At 43.1% G+C, this 15760-nt stretch carries 15 protein-coding genes; 9 read left to right on the top strand and 6 right to left on the bottom strand.

Annotated features, from left to right (window positions below; translation table 11 throughout):
* Positions 1-83 precede the first annotated feature (83 nt).
* From AB6E78_RS17545 to AB6E78_RS17530, 4 genes are all read left to right on the top strand, one after another.
* Positions 84-938 carry a co-chaperone YbbN gene (locus AB6E78_RS17545; protein ID WP_372134009.1) on the top strand — a complete coding sequence of 285 codons (855 nt, stop codon included), beginning with the start codon at positions 84-86 and terminating at the stop codon, positions 936-938.
* Positions 939-1135: 197 nt separating this feature from the next.
* Positions 1136-2065, top strand: coding sequence for an SPFH domain-containing protein (locus AB6E78_RS17540; RefSeq protein ID WP_017063395.1), 930 nt, complete (start codon positions 1136-1138; stop codon positions 2063-2065).
* A 3-nt stretch (positions 2066-2068) separates the two neighbouring features.
* On the top strand, positions 2069-2518 hold the full coding sequence (locus AB6E78_RS17535; protein WP_372134010.1) for an NfeD family protein: 450 nt from the start codon (positions 2069-2071) through the stop codon (positions 2516-2518).
* Between the two features lie 319 nt (positions 2519-2837).
* Positions 2838-3017, top strand: a complete 180-nt coding sequence (locus tag AB6E78_RS17530; RefSeq protein WP_017061927.1) for a hypothetical protein — start codon at positions 2838-2840, stop codon at positions 3015-3017.
* Between the two features lie 76 nt (positions 3018-3093).
* Here the strand turns inward: AB6E78_RS17530 and cueR are convergent, their stop codons facing one another.
* From cueR to zipA, 5 genes are all read right to left on the bottom strand, one after another.
* Positions 3094-3486, bottom strand: coding sequence for a Cu(I)-responsive transcriptional regulator (gene cueR / locus AB6E78_RS17525; RefSeq protein ID WP_017061928.1), 393 nt, complete (start codon positions 3484-3486; stop codon positions 3094-3096).
* A 93-nt stretch (positions 3487-3579) separates the two neighbouring features.
* A complete protein-coding gene (locus AB6E78_RS17520; protein ID WP_065583820.1) occupies positions 3580-4383 on the bottom strand; it encodes a DUF2057 family protein in 804 nt (267 codons plus the stop codon).
* 98 nt (positions 4384-4481) lie between these two features.
* Positions 4482-5582: a porin gene (locus AB6E78_RS17515; RefSeq protein WP_372129878.1), complete on the bottom strand. Its 1101-nt coding sequence runs from the start codon at positions 5580-5582 to the stop codon at positions 4482-4484.
* 525 nt (positions 5583-6107) lie between these two features.
* A complete protein-coding gene (ligA, locus tag AB6E78_RS17510; protein WP_372100960.1) occupies positions 6108-8120 on the bottom strand; it encodes an NAD-dependent DNA ligase LigA in 2013 nt (670 codons plus the stop codon).
* Between the two features lie 92 nt (positions 8121-8212).
* Positions 8213-9256, bottom strand: a complete 1044-nt coding sequence (gene zipA, locus AB6E78_RS17505; protein WP_372125661.1) for a cell division protein ZipA — start codon at positions 9254-9256, stop codon at positions 8213-8215.
* A 229-nt stretch (positions 9257-9485) separates the two neighbouring features.
* Here zipA and cysZ point away from each other — a divergent pair, with 229 nt between their 5' ends.
* The 5 genes from cysZ (at position 9486) to crr (ending at position 14487) form a co-directional block, all read left to right on the top strand.
* Entirely contained in the window at positions 9486-10244 is a 759-nt protein-coding gene (cysZ, locus tag AB6E78_RS17500) for a sulfate transporter CysZ (RefSeq protein WP_029235129.1), read from the top strand.
* A gap of 237 nt (positions 10245-10481) precedes the next feature.
* Positions 10482-11450 carry a cysteine synthase A gene (gene cysK, locus AB6E78_RS17495; RefSeq protein ID WP_017061934.1) on the top strand — a complete coding sequence of 323 codons (969 nt, stop codon included), beginning with the start codon at positions 10482-10484 and terminating at the stop codon, positions 11448-11450.
* A 302-nt stretch (positions 11451-11752) separates the two neighbouring features.
* Entirely contained in the window at positions 11753-12010 is a 258-nt protein-coding gene (locus AB6E78_RS17490; RefSeq protein ID WP_004734263.1) for an HPr family phosphocarrier protein, read from the top strand.
* 136 nt (positions 12011-12146) lie between these two features.
* Positions 12147-13871 (top strand): phosphoenolpyruvate-protein phosphotransferase PtsI, encoded by a 1725-nt coding sequence (gene ptsI / locus AB6E78_RS17485; RefSeq protein WP_372058934.1) that lies wholly within the window; start codon positions 12147-12149, stop codon positions 13869-13871.
* A 106-nt stretch (positions 13872-13977) separates the two neighbouring features.
* Complete coding sequence (gene crr, locus AB6E78_RS17480; protein WP_004737851.1) at positions 13978-14487, top strand: PTS glucose transporter subunit IIA; 510 nt, start codon at positions 13978-13980, stop codon at positions 14485-14487.
* Between the two features lie 485 nt (positions 14488-14972).
* On the opposite strand, the gene AB6E78_RS17475 is transcribed toward crr, so the two are convergent.
* Positions 14973-15760, bottom strand: a 788-nt coding sequence (locus AB6E78_RS17475; RefSeq protein WP_372134011.1) for a flagellin, incomplete at its 5' end; no start/stop codon positions are given.

Genomic DNA, 15760 nt, shown 5'->3' with positions numbered 1-15760 from the left:
GATAACCGAGTTAGATCTTGAAGTTACCGACTAACCCCCCCATATTTGCAACGTATCCACAAAACAAACCTCAAGGAACGTAAATGCAATCTCCGCATATTGTTGAACTTAATGAGCAGAACTTTCGTCAAGTATTAGAAGGTTCGATGCAGACCCCTGTACTCATCCATTTTTGGGCACCAATGAGCCAAGAGAGCGCCCAAGTCATTCCTGAACTGCAAACTTTAACTCAGCAATACAACGGTGCCTTCACCTTAGCCCTGCTCAATTGCGAACAAGAGCAAGCTATTGCTAGCCAGTTTGGTGTTCAAGCACTGCCCACTATTGCACTGTTTGTTAATGGTCAGCCAGTCGATGGGCTCGGTGGCCCTCAAGGCATAGAAGCTATTGTCGATATGCTCAGCAAACACCTTCCTAGCCAAGATGAACTTGCTTTGCGTCAGGCTCTTGAGCAAATGCAAGCTGGCGAGCACACACAGGCACTAGCAGCAATGCAGCAACTTCCAGCAGAGCTGACGAATAAAGGTGAAGTAAAACTGGCGATCGCAGAGTGTTTGTTAGAAACACAACAATTTGACCTTGCTGAAACTCAGCTAGCAACTATCCCTCTTGAGTACCAAGACAACTACTACAAAGGCTTAGTTGCAAAGCTTGAACTTCATAAACAAGCAGCAGACAGCCCTGAAATACAAGCATTAGAAGCCGCTCTTCAGCAAAATCCGAGCGACGCTAAAACAGCATCTGAATTAGCATTGCAATATCACCAAGTGAACCGCAGTGAAGAAGCTATGGATCTATTATGGTCTTTCCTAGCCAAAGATCTTAATGCTCTCGATGGTGACATGAAGAAAGAGTTCATGGACATCTTGAGTGCGCTTGGACAAGGTAACCCAGTTGCCAGTAAGTACCGTCGACAACTGTACTCTCTGCTTTACTAGTTAAACCTAAAAAGCCGTAGATTAAACATCGAAAATTGACAATTCAATCAATTAGTTTATCGCATAATAGAATGTAAAATGGGCCATAAAATCAATATTTTATGGCCCATTTCTCGTTTATAAATTTGCTCAGAATTTAAATATGAGCCAGTATCAATACTGAACTATCAAAAACTCAAACTTGCAAAGGATTTTGTATGCCTATTGATACCTTGATTACTATCGGCGTCTTTACTGCCGTCGCACTGTTATTTATCTTCGCTGGCGTAAAAACCGTTCCACAAGGCAACAACTGGACCGTTGAACGCTTCGGGCGATACACACACACCCTTAAACCGGGTCTTAACTTAATCATTCCATTTATTGATAAAGTTGGACAGCGCATCAGCATGATGGAGCGTGTTCTCGACATCCCAGCACAAGAAGTCATCTCCAAAGATAATGCAAATGTGGTTATCGATGCGGTTTGTTTTGTTCAAGTTATCGACGCGCCTAAGGCAGCTTATGAAGTGAATGACCTTGAACATGCGATCCGTAACTTAACCCTCACCAATATCCGTACTGTGCTTGGCTCGATGGAACTGGATGAGATGCTGAGTCAGCGTGACATGATCAATACCAAGCTACTGAACATCGTTGATGAAGCGACAAACCCTTGGGGCGTAAAAGTCACCCGTATCGAAATTAAAGACGTACAGCCACCAGCAGACCTTACTGCTGCGATGAATGCCCAGATGAAAGCCGAGCGTAATAAACGTGCTGATATCTTAGAAGCAGAAGGTGTACGACAAGCTGAGATCTTGAAAGCAGAAGGCCACAAGCAATCAGAGATCCTGAAAGCAGAAGGTGAGAAGCAAGCGGCAATATTGCAAGCAGAAGCCCGTGAGCGTGCCGCAGAAGCAGAAGCTAAAGCGACAGAAATGGTATCAACGGCAATTGCTCAAGGTGACATGCAAGCGGTCAATTACTTCATTGCACAAGGTTACACCGACGCATTGAAATCTATAGGCCAAGCTGAAAACGGCAAGATCATCATGCTACCACTCGAAGCAACTGGCCTTATGGGTTCTGTAGCGGGTATCGCGGAGATGTTTGCACATAAGAATGACAAAGGTAGTAAGGACTAACTTATGGTCGAATTACTAGAACAAGTAAACCACTGGCATTGGTTAGCGTTTGGTCTAGCATTGTTAGCGCTTGAGCTAATTGGAACCGCTGGTTACTTTTTATGGATAGGCATATCTGCCATGCTGGTCGGTGCCCTATTAGGAGCATTACCAATTGGTTGGCAGATGCAATGGCTGTCCTTTGCTAGCTTCTCTCTTATTACCACTTGGTTGTGGTGGAGAAGACAACTCTCGAATGACAAGCAATCGGATGCAGGGCGAGAGTTAAACCAAAGAGAAAAGCAATTGGTAGGTCAAACCGTTATTTTAAGTGAAGACGTAAAGAAAGGTAGCTGTCGAATTAAGTTCGGTGACTCTTCTTGGTCAGCAAAGGCCAGTCAAGATATTCCATCTGGAACCGAAATTAAGATTGTCGCTTTAGACGGAATCGTTATAATAATAGAACCTTTATAAACAAGAGCTATATGAAGCCTGCATTTTCAATAAATGCAGGCTTTTTCTATTTTTGAACCTTAATAATATTCGAATTATCATTGCGATAGATTGAATTGAAAAAAAAATAAGTTCTTATTTCGTAAAGCTAAAAAGTTTGATTGAGCTAAAAAGGTATAAGAAAGCCAGATTTCTTACCCAATATATATATGAATAGTTAACCTTACTCTCGCTTATTTATAATCATTAAAAATGTTAAGTCCGTCCAATTTTTGAAATTTTCTTTTCCTTGTCCATACTTTCAATTATCTCAATTAGAGATAAACCTAATGGAGTTTGTATGAGACATTTTTTAATAATTCTAACGGCTATTTTCAGCTTGTCATTTGGAAGCGCTCTAGCGAGCAGTCAGTCTCCTGGTAACGGAAACATGGGGCCTATCGTTAAGTGTTCAGATGGTAACGCAGTCACTCATGTACCACTGTTGATCTGTAAACATTACGGCGGAAAGGTGCTGTGATAGGTGCTGTGATAAGTGATTAAAGTCAGGCTAGTAATGAAATTGCTGCCTGACGATTATTTAGAACTGGAATAACCTAACTGCGGCCAGATAGATTATTCAAGATAGGACATTCCGTTGAAGTATCTCCAGGGCAGTCATGTACCCAAGATTGTAGCTGCACCTTCATCTTGTTTAACTCCGCAAGCTTCAACTCTATTTCATCTAACTTCTGAGTAGCCTTCTTCTTTACTTCGTAGCTTTGTCTGTTGGGATTCATTGCCAACTCAACCAGTGACTTACACTCATCGAGAGTGAAACCAACCATTTTAGCTCTCAAAACGAACTCTAACTGTTCGATATGAATCTCGCCATATTGCCTGTAACCATTTTCTGATCGGTGCGGTGGGCTCATCATGCCTTTACTTTCGTAAAAACGAATGGATTTCGCTGTTGTACCAACACGCTTCGCTACTTCACCAATATTCACAATCTTACCTGTAAGCCTAAAATGAAAAACCGCAGTACTGCTGTTATACAATACTGCGGTTGAAAAACATAGCTAGAGACTTACGTTAGAAGCCTACTCTTGCTCTAATAGCCAAATCATAGTTTGAGATTTTTCTTCGCTGTTTAGCTTATTGAACCAATATGAAACCATTTCGATCTCTTTTGAGCCTTCTAGTGATGTTGGGGTAGCGTTTTTACGATTCTTGAATGCCCAATCAGTCACAGCAGCTTGCTCTTCTTTTGTCGCTTGACCATACCAGTAATTAACCATCTCTTGAGCTTGAGACGCTTTTGGTTCTTCAGCAACTACAGCCGCAACAGGTACCGCAACCGGAGCAACAGCGATAGCCGTATGATTATTTGCACCGTTATAAATTGTGTCGATATACGCTTTCGGCACAATGAAAGTTGTACTCATCACTGAGTTTTGTCCATCAAGTGTAAATTCTAAATTCTTTTTTCTTGCTTGCTGGATGTCAGCTTCGCTCAATGGAAATTTAATATACTGAGTCTTTGTGCAGTGTTCGCTGCAGCTCTCTCTTGGAAGTTGTCTCTCTTCAAGGTCTATCGTCTTACCAAAAAAGCTAACGGTTTCGTATTCTTTATAGCTCTGGAAATAGCTTACATCCATGGTAATGGAAGATTCTGGAGCCGAATTCTGCGTTATTTCTTTGTTGTATGTAAAGTAGAGTGACGATTTCAGGATGTCTGCCCCGACATTCGCTTTACTTTCCGCTACATAAGATTGCCCAGTCACTTGAATGTAGCCACCTTTTGGCTGTACATCTGCAACTGAGTCTACAAAATTACTTTGTGAATCGAGTGAACTACAAGCTCCCAAAAATAATGATAATACGACTACACTAACTTTATTCATTATGACTAATTCCTTATGTTCACTATGGAAAAACGCTGGCAAACAAAATTTACCAGCGTTTTGATTTTTATCTAACTGTTTAAGCTAAAGATTCTAGCTTAGAAACCGTATTCAAGACCAACGCGAGTTACGATATCTGTATCAGCGTCACCAACAGTACGACCCGCTACACGTAGGTAAGGTACGAAACCGTTATGAACAGCCATTAACTGACCAGAAATAGTGTTGCTGTCTGAGTTAGCTTCTTTCTTACCGTTAAGTTCAGATTCTAAGTTCGCTGCGTAACCCAGTTTAAAGCCGATTGGACCGTTCCAGTATTGACCAATAATTGAGTAAGAATCTTGTGTTTGCTTACGGATGCCGTTATCTAGCTCTTCGCCTTTAAACGCAGCTGCAATACCAAAACCTGCAGGTAGGCTAGCTTCAAAACCAACGATGTACGCAAATGTATCGTCTTTAATTTCCGCAGCAGCAGCTACAGGGTCAATACCCGTCTCTGGGTTAAACTCAAAACCAGCATCAACAGCTGGAGTTACACGTGTACCAGATTCAACCGCACCCATTAATGTTACTTTCTCGAAGCTGTACTTAGCACTTGCGCCAACAAAGTTTGCGTCACGAGTTGCTGCACCACCACCGTTGTCGTTATCGTCACGACCAACAGAAGCTGCAAAAGAGAAACCGCCAAATTTAGCTGAATCGTAACGAACTTGGTTAGATTGACGATCGTAGTGACCGTTGATGCCGCCCCAATCGAATACAGAACCTAGACCAGGGTTAGAGAATGGCCAGTCGACGATTTCGTATAGTGGAGTAAGAACACGACCCACACGCAGGTTACCCCAAGAGCCAGAAGCACCAACGAACGTATCACGGAAACCAAGCACACCGCCTGAAACGCCGCCATGACCCCAGTCTGTGCTATCTACGTAGCCAGATTCAATCTGCATTGTGATTAATACGTCATCAAACATCTCTTTATGAGCACGGAAGCCGATACGAGATTCGTTCTCTACTGCGTAACCAGAGCTAGAGTCATTGTTATCAGTCGTGTTGTAGTTAACTAGAGAGATAGCTGCAACACCGTATACGTCAACGTTGAAATCAGAGTTGATACCAACTTCTTTCGCCATTACGCCTGTCGATAAAAGTGCAACGGATGCACCTAGTAGAGTACGTTTGAAAATTTTGTTTTCCATGGAATAAAACTCCTAAAAATGGATATAGCTGTTTGAATATTCCCCGCCTAAAGTTGGCCGCCGTAGAGAGAAATACCTTTTCTTGTTTGAGAACCCTAAACTCTGAATTCTCTATTTCCTTTCTGGTTATACACATCATGTGCATCCATGGCATTAAGACTAACTTCGCCCTCAAAAAGATCAATGAGAACTTAATTTTCATCTAAAAAAATATGAGTTGGTGCAAATTTAATAGGTACTTAGTGATCCAGATCGATAAATAGAAAAATCCTCACCAAAACAAAATCAACACCAATAAATTCAATAACTTGAGGTAATCATCACTTTGTAAAAATAGATATGACTCGCATTTTTTATACAACTACAATGGTATTTCATTAATATTGAGCAGCGTCACTGTCCTGATTTTAGAGTTCGTATAGGAACAAAATTCTCAACAATTAAAAAGCCCACATTTTTATATCAGAAACAAAAAAGGCACTCCCTTGAAATGAGTGCCTTTGAGCTTTTTTTATCTGTATTTACTTACGAAATAAGGGCTATTAGATCTTCTTCTGTTCTTATTTCGATACCTAAATCTTGTGCTTTAGTTAATTTAGAACCCGCAGCTTCACCGGCAAACAAGATGTCCGTTTTCTTCGATACGCTACCCGTCACTTTCGCACCTAATGCTTGTAACGCAGCTTTAGCTTCACTTCGACCTAATTGCGACAATGAGCCTGTTAACACAACGACTTTACCTTCTAATGGTAGCTCTTGGTCATCGGCAGCTTCTTCGATGATTGGCCAATTCACACCTAGCTCTATCAGCTGATCGACGACCGCTCTGTTTTTCTCTTGTGAGAAGAAGCTGGTGATATGGCTAGCAACGATGTCACCAATATCTGACACTTCAACTAATTGTTCATGAGTAGCTGCTTGAACCAGTTCCAACGTCTTAAAGTGTTGCGCTAAGTTCATCGCAGTCGCCTCACCGACTTCACGAATACCGAGTGAATAGAGGAAACGCGCTAACGTCGTGTCTTTAGCTTTATTCAACGCACTCACGACGTTCTGTGCCGATTTAGGCCCCATTCGGTCAAGAACAGTAATCACGCCAGCACTTAGCTTAAATAAATCAGCAGGTGTTTCGACCATTTCACGGTCCACAAGCTGCTCAATAACTTTCACGCCCAGTCCATCAACGTCTAGCGCCTTTCTAGAAACAAAGTGTTTAAGTGCTTCTTTACGCTGCGCCTGACAGACTAAACCGCCAGTACAACGCGCTACAGCTTCACCTTCTACACGCTCAACCGCAGAACTACATACTGGGCAAGCATCAGGGAAAACAATGTCTCTAGCCGTTTCAGGGCGACGATCTAGTACAACAGCCACAATTTGCGGAATAACGTCACCGGCACGGCGAATAATAACGCTGTCGCCTACCTTCACGCCTAAACGCGCAATCTCATCGGCATTGTGTAAAGTGGCATTGCTGACCGTCACGCCACCAACGAAGATAGGTTCAAGTTTAGCAACCGGCGTAATAGCGCCAGTACGGCCCACCTGAAATTCAACGTCATTGAGCAGTGTAATCTCTTCTTGAGCTGGGAACTTATAAGCAATTGCCCAACGTGGCGCTCGTGCAACAAAACCAAGCACTTCTTGAGCCGCGATATCGTCGACTTTGATAACAACGCCATCAATCTCGTAAGCCAGAGCATCACGACGAGTCATAATATCTTGGTAATAGGCTTTCACGTCTTCGAGAGAGCTCAGTTGCTTAGTCTCGGGGCACATAGGTAAGCCCCAACCTTTAAGCTGTAAAAAGCGTTGGTAGTGACTATTTGATAGCTCAGCGCCTTGTACAACACCGACACTGTATGCGTAGAAAGCTAGCGGACGTTTCGCAGTAATACGGGAATCAAGCTGACGCAGGCTACCTGCGGCGGCATTACGTGGGTTAACAAATACTTTCTCGCCTTTCTTCAACGCCATCTCATTCAACTTATCGAAACCCGCTTTTGGCATAAACACTTCGCCACGAACTTCAATACGCTGCGGCCAGCCTTCACCTTGTAACTTAAGTGGGATAGAGCTGATCGTACGCACGTTTTCAGTGATGTTTTCACCCGTCGCACCGTCACCACGTGTCGCAGCCTGAACTAAAATACCATTCACATAGAGTAGGCTAACTGCAAGGCCATCAAGCTTAGGTTCACAACAGAAAGTCTTGAGGTTAGCGGTTGGCGCTCTATCAGACATTCGCTTATTGAACGCATCCAAATCTTCATCAGAGAAAGCATTGTCCAGAGAAAGCATTGGGATCTCATGAGTCACTTGAGTGAAACCATCGAGAGGCTGACCACCAACACGTTGGCTCGGAGAATCTACCGTCACTAGTTCCGGGTTCTCTTCTTCGATCTTTAGCAATTGCTGCATTAATCGATCGTACTCGACATCAGGGATCTCAGGGCTATCTTCTACGTAATAACGAACGGCGTGATAATGCAGAGTTTCTCTTAACTGCTCTAAGGTAACTTGAATCGATTCTTTCATATCATTCTCTATCGTGATTGAAATATCAAAAAGGGCTCCCTTAGGAGCCCTTTTCTATAAATATAGATTATTTACAAGGCTAAACAATACGGCTAGGTATTCGATGCCGTCATAAAGTCTCTGATTTGCTTGCGGTAGTCAGATAAACGGTTTGGTGTCATTAAGTTGCGTGACTCATCCAACACGTTTCCGCCCATATCGTCGGCAATTTTCTGCGCCGCACTCAGCATCACATTGAAGTTTTGATCAGCTTGACCATAACAAGGCAACGTCATAAAGAACGAAATACCTTTAGTCGTGAAGTCAGCAGGATCATCATGTTCTAGCGTTCCTGGCTGCATCATGTTTGCAACGCTGAAAATAACCTTTGGTGCATCTGTAGATTGTGCAAAGCAGTGGTAGATAGACATCTCACCATAAGTTAAACCGTTGTTCTCCATGCTGCGGAAAAGTTCAGTACCAACGAATGGGATCTCTCCAGCACAGTGAACATTAAGAACGATCACTTCTAAACCAAGTTCTTCATCTGGTTTTGCTTCTTCAACAGTCGCACTTTGCGGAGTCACGACTTCTTTCGCTACAACTGGCTCTCTTTGAGTAAGCGTTTCGTTTGGAACGACTGGCTCATCAACTGTTTCAGAAGGCTCTTCAAACGAACCGTACTGCTCTTTAAAGCCGGCATGGTTTTCTTTTTGCTCGTCAGTCAACTCAAAGCTTGGAACTTCAGGCTCAACGACCTTCTCTTCCTCAATCACTTCAGGTTCACTTTCAACCTTAATTGGGTCTTCTACGCTGAAAGAAGGAAGATCATTTAATTCGATATCATCTTCGTAAGCTTCTTTCGCTTGTGGCGCTGTTAGCGGGTCTGAGTCGATCAGCGGATCAGTATCAGAGGGTGAAACAGCAAAATCCGGCTCTTTACGTTCTTTTCGGATTATCTCAAAATCATCTTCTGGGGCGAATGAACGATTTGGAATAGTTTCGGCTTCATCTAAGCTGTCGTTATCAAGCTTACCGAGCGGCTTATCTCCAAACTTTGCTTTCCCTTCTTTTTTACTCGTCCATAGACCATGGAACAATAATGCGGCGATAGCTAATGCGCCAACAATAATGAGTACAAATCGCAATTCCTGCATTTTTCGCTCTCAGCTTTCTTAGTCAACTAGCTATAAACACGCTGTCACTAAGTTGGGTTAATTTGGCTAATCTCACTACTCTATCAAAAGTAGCCACTGTTTTAGAACAACTTAATACAATTAGTTCCTTACATGGTGTGATTTTCACCACGCTTTTTTTCTTAATTTCGGTCGAGTACACTAGACATGTTTGCTATTTAACCAAATTCACATGTGACCTAATTTAAATATGACTATTGAATCTGTTCCCCGCTCCGGCTTTGGCTATTTTATTTTCGGAATAAAAATCGCTTTATCACCGAGCATTCGTAAGTTTGTACTAATGCCACTTATCGCGAACGTGTTACTCGTTGGTGGTGCCTTGTTTTATATCTTCTCCAACCTAAACACTTGGATTGAAGGTTGGATTGGTGCATTGCCAAGTTTCTTGTCGTGGTTGTCATACATTTTATGGCCATTACTTGTGTTAACCGTCTTGGCCACATTCTCGTATTTCTTTAGCACGCTCGCTAACTTCATTGCCGCACCGTTCAACGGTTTACTCGCGGAAAAAGTTGAAGAGTTGTTGAGCGGTAAAAAAGTTAATGACGATGGTTTACTTGATGTCCTCAAAGATACCCCACGTATATTAGCGAGAGAATGGCGCAAGCTTGTCTACATTCTGCCAAAAGCGATCGGTTTATTCCTACTTTTGTTAATTCCAGCACTAGGGCAAACCGTTGCTCCGTTTTTATGGTTCATTTTCACAGCATGGATGTTAGCGATTCAATACGCCGACTACCCGTTCGATAACCATAAAATCAAATTTGATGACATGAGAAACAATTTGAAACAAAAACAAGGCAAGAGCTACAGCTTTGGCGCGCTTGTTTCTGTGTTCACCACAATTCCAATTCTAAACCTGATCGTAATGCCCGTTGCCGTTTGCGGCGCGACGGCAATGTGGGTTGCTGAGTTTAAAGACCAAGCTCTGCGTTCTCGTCTATAATTCTCGTCTATTACCCCGCCTATACTTCCTAGTTTCGCCTATCTTTTTGAAGTTCTGATTTCAATAAAGATAGGCGTGAATTCTGCTACATATCTATATGATATAACTTTTTAATCCTTTTACCTTTTTTTCAACTTGTTTAATCTAAATTCAAGCTGAATAAACATCGTAAGACACTAGACGGTAAAGTGATTGATATACTACGTTTAGTTCTGTCATTAAATGAAGGAATATCGCATGAGCAAGATCTACGAAGACAACACCCTAACGATTGGTAACACACCTCTAGTCCGCCTTAACAAAGTAAGCAAAGGTAACGTCCTAGCTAAGATCGAAGCTCGTAACCCAAGCTTCAGTGTTAAATGTCGTATCGGTTCAAACATGATCTGGGAAGCAGAAAAAGCGGGTACGCTTAAGCCAGGTATCGAGCTTGTTGAACCTACCAGTGGTAACACAGGTGTTGCACTTGCATTCGTAGCAGCAGCACGCGGTTACAAACTAACGCTAACTATGCCTGAATCAATGAGCCTAGAACGTCGTAAGCTGCTTAAAGCGCTTGGCGCAAACCTAGTGCTGACTGAAGCACCAAAAGGTATGAACGGTGCGATTGCTAAAGCAGAAGAGATTGTTGCTTCAGACCCAGACAAGTACCTACTACTTCAACAGTTCAACAACCCAGCCAACCCACAAATTCACGAGCAAACGACTGGTCCTGAAATTTGGGAAGCAACAGACGGCGAAATCGACGTGTTTGTAGCGGGTGTTGGTACGGGCGGTACTATCACAGGTACAAGTCGTTACATTAAAGGTGAAAAAGGCAAAGCGATCACTTCAGTAGCGGTTGAACCAGCAGAGTCTCCAGTGATTGCACAGGCACTTGCAGGTGAAGAAATCAAACCAGCTCCACACAAAATTCAAGGTATCGGTGCAGGTTTCATCCCTGGAAACCTAGATTTAGAGATTATTGACCGTGTTGAATCGGTAACTTCTGAAGAAGCGATCGAGATGGCTCAACGCCTAATGAAAGAAGAAGGTATTCTTGCTGGTATCTCATCTGGCGCGGCAGTAGTAGCAGCGAACAGAATCGCCGAACTACCTGAATTTGCAGGAAAAACTATCGTTACTGTACTACCGAGCTCTGGTGAGCGTTACCTAAGCACAGCCCTATTTGCTGGCATCTTTACGGAAAAAGAGAACCAACAATAATATGTGGTCAAATCAATTTTTCGTCCAAAAAAGCCCCGTTTAGGGGCTTTTTTGTTGATCCCTGCCCCACCTTTGGTAATATCAAGTCTGTTTTATTTTTCGCTTCAAAATAAAAGAAGCAATAAACAAATTCTGAAAGTCATGAGTACTCAGCAAAAGACGACCATGGCTGGATAAAAATTTATAACCAGTCTAAGTTCTAACACGAACATGGCGTACTAGCCTCTAGCGCATTTGGGCTAAAGCAGTTAAGCTAATCTGGTTACAAACTTACAAAAAATAAATTAATTGGGGTATATAAAATGTACGAGAAGCAAGTAGAAATCACAGCAGAAAACGGTCTTCACACTCGTCCAGCTGCACAGTTCGTTAAAGAAGCAAAATCTTTCGACGCTGACATCACAGTGACTTCTAACGGCAAAAGCGCTAGCGCGAAAAGCCTGTTCAAACTACAAACTTTAGGCCTAGTAAAAGGTACTAACGTTACTATTTCAGCTGAAGGTCCTCAAGCTCAGCAAGCAGTAGACCACCTAGTTGCTCTTATGGATCAACTACACTAATACGGTCTCCTTCTTTCAAAGCCATTTTGCATAGCAAAGTGGCTTTGTTCGAAATAGATAGGAATAAGCGCGACATTAGTCGACGACTTAAAGTCACACACTCTCCCGTTTACAGTTGAACAACTAAGGTAAGGCTATGATTTCAGGCATCCTAGCATCTCCTGGTATTGCTTTCGGTAAAGCACTACTACTTCAAGAAGATGAAATTGTCCTAAACACTCAATCTATCTCTGACGACCAAGTTGAAGCAGAAGTACAGCGTTTCTTTGACGCTCGTAACAAATCTTCTCAACAGCTTGAAGTTGTTAAGCAAAAAGCACTTGAAACTTTTGGCGAAGAAAAAGAAGCAATCTTTGAAGGCCACATCATGCTGCTTGAAGATGAAGAGCTAGAAGAAGAGATTTTAGCACTCATCAAGAAAGAAAAAATGCACGCAGACAACGCGATCCACACTGTGATCGAAGAGCAAGCTGTTGCACTAGAGTCTCTTGATGATGAGTACCTAAAAGAACGTGCAACTGATATCCGTGATATCGGTACTCGTTTCGTTAAAAATGCTCTAGGCATCAACATTGTATCTCTAGCAGATATCAATGAAGAAGTTATCCTAGTAGCTTACGACCTAACGCCATCTGAAACTGCACAAATCAACCTAGACTACGTTCTTGGTTTCGCTTGTGACATCGGCGGTCGTACATCTCATACTTCAATTATGGCACGTTCTCTTGAGCTTCCAGCTATCGTTGGTACTAACGATATCACTAAGCAAGTTAAGAACGGCGACATGCTTGTGCTAGACGCGATGAACAACAAGATCATCATCAACCCTTCTGAAGCTGAACTAGCAGAAGCTAAGAAAATCAAAGCAGATTTCGAAGCAGAAGCGGCTGAACTAGCAAAACTAAAAGATTTACACGCTGAAACTCTAGACGGTCACCGTGTAGAAGTTTGTGGCAACATCGGTACAGTAAAAGACTGTGACGGTATCCTGCGTAACGGCGGTGAAGGCGTTGGTCTGTACCGTACTGAATTCCTATTTATGGACCGTGACGCGCTTCCTACTGAAGAAGAGCAATACGTTGCTTACAAAGAAGTAGCAGAAGCAATGGAAGGCGAGTCAGTGATTATCCGTACTATGGATATCGGTGGCGACAAAGACCTACCATACATGGACCTTCCACAAGAGATGAACCCGTTCCTAGGCTGGCGTGCAGTACGTATCAGCTTGGATCGTCGTGAAATCCTACGTGACCAACTACGTGGCATCCTACGTGCATCTGCACACGGTAAACTACGTATCATGTTCCCAATGATCATTTCTGTTGAAGAGATCCGTGAACTGAAAAAAGCAATCGAAGAGTACAAAGTTGAACTTCGCGCTGAAGGCCTAGCTTTCGATGAAGAAATCGAAATCGGCGTAATGGTTGAGACTCCAGCTGCTGCTGCAATCGCACACCACCTCGCGAAAGAAGTTTCTTTCTTCTCTATCGGTACTAACGACCTAACGCAATACACTCTTGCGGTAGACCGTGGTAACGAAATGATTTCTCACCTATACAACCCACTATCTCCTGCTGTTCTTACAGTAATCAAGCAAGTGATCGACGCATCACACGCTGAAGGTAAGTGGACTGGTATGTGTGGTGAGCTTGCTGGTGATGAGCGTGCAACGCTACTTCTACTTGGTATGGGTCTAGATGAGTTCTCTATGAGCGGTATCTCTATCCCTAAAGTTAAGAAAGTAATCCGTAACTCTAACTTCGCTGAAGTTAAAGCTATGGCTGACGAAGCACTATCTCTACCAACAGCTGCTGAAATTGAAGCTTGCGTAGAAAAGTTCATCGCTGAGAAAACTCAGTAATCGCCAATCGCTTAATAACGTTAGACGGCTAAAAATAGTCGTCTAATTTGTTAGATTGGTATAGTATATTCTACAGAATAAAACTAAACGTTAGGAGCATGACACAATGGGTCTGTTTGACAAACTGAAAAAGCTTGTATCTGATGACAGCGCTGATGCTGGTGCAATCGAAATCATCGCACCTCTTTCTGGTGAAATCGTAAACATCGAAGATGTGCCAGATGTAGTTTTCGCTGAAAAAATCGTTGGTGACGGCATCGCGATCAAACCAGCTGGCGACAAAATGGTAGCTCCAGTTAACGGTACTATCGGTAAGATCTTCGAAACTAACCACGCATTCTCTATCGAGTCTGACGACGGTGTTGAGCTTTTCGTTCACTTCGGTATCGATACTGTTGAACTTAAAGGCGAAGGCTTCACTCGTGTAGCTGAAGAAGGTCAATCTGTTAAAGCTGGTGACACTATCATCACTTTCGACCTAGCGCTTCTAGAAGAGAAAGCAAAATCTACGCTTACTCCAGTTGTTATCTCTAACATGGACGAAATCAAAGAGCTGAACAAGCTTTCTGGTTCTGTAACTGTTGGCGAAACTCCAGTTCTTAAAGTAACTAAGTAATCTCGATTACTTATCTGCTTTAATTAAAACGCTACCTAAGGGTGGCGTTTTTTGTGCCTGCTATATAGTTCTAATGCCAGATTACCAGCCGCTTTGGCCTTATACCTAACAACTACAAATCCCCTTCTTCTTTGGGCCTCTCACGAACAGAGATCCCTGACATCTCGCTCGGTTCGATTCTGGGATGACGATTAAACACTATGGTTTAAGCCTGAGTGATTGTTACTCAAACCGACCTCTTCTATACAGTTAGCTATAGAGTCACCAATACCCAACTCCCGTCATTCCCTACAGTGAGGCACGAACGTGATAGGGAATCTCGCTTTCCAATCAACTACCAACACCACAACTCCCCTCTCTTCTCCAAATTTCAGGCAATAAAAAACCCAGCCGAAGCTGGGTCTGTTTAGCGCTCATCTCTCACCACGAGCTAATTTGTGAAAGCCTAACGTCAACACTATCGGTCAACGTGGCTTTTCAATCGATTAACCTAGTAGGCTAAGTGCCGAGTTCGGTGCTTGCTTCGCTTGAGCAAGAATCGAGCTTGAAGCTTGAGAAAGGATCTGAGACTTAGTCATCTGAGTCGTTTCTTTCGCGAAATCGGTATCTTTAATACGGCTCTTAGATGCGTTAACGTTCTCGTTAATGTTGTCTAAGTTGCTGATAGCGTGGTCGAAACGGTTTTGGAAAGCACCTAGCTCAGCACGGTGACTGTCTACATACTTAAGGGCCGCATCGATTACTGCTACAGACTCTTGTGCGCCGCCAACAGATGTTACGTCGATAGTATCAACCGTTACGTCTTTAGCTGCTTGAATACCTAGCTCGCCCGCAAGACCGCCAGAGAAAGACACATCGCCGCTCACTTTGTTGTTGCCTGTGAACATTTGTAGCTTGCCGTCTTCAGTAACAGACGCTTTAACAGAATCTTGTTGACCGTTGATGTAAGTCGCTAGCTCTTCGATGTCATCACCCGCTTTTGCGCTGATGTCGATTTCTTGTGCTTGGCCGAAGTTGTCAGTGAACGACAGTTTTAGGTCGTTAGAGCCCGCTTGAACGTTCCAGTCTTTGTCTTTCGCGTTCTCAGTTTGGTAGCTCTTACCACCCATCTGAGCGTTATCAGAGCGCATGTCTTTCAGTTGAAGCATTACAGCTTCACCGTTATCCGCACCGATTTGGAATGATTTAGTACCGTGAGTACCGTTAAGCAGCTTGTTACCACCAAAAGACGTCGTTTCCGCGATACGGTTCAGTTCGTCGTTCAGCGCTGTTA

The organism is Vibrio sp. 10N.247.310.98 (assembly GCF_041467395.1).
GTDB classification, from domain to species: Bacteria; Pseudomonadota; Gammaproteobacteria; order Enterobacterales; family Vibrionaceae; genus Vibrio; species Vibrio crassostreae_C.
This window is presented reverse-complemented; position numbering and strand designations above follow the sequence as displayed.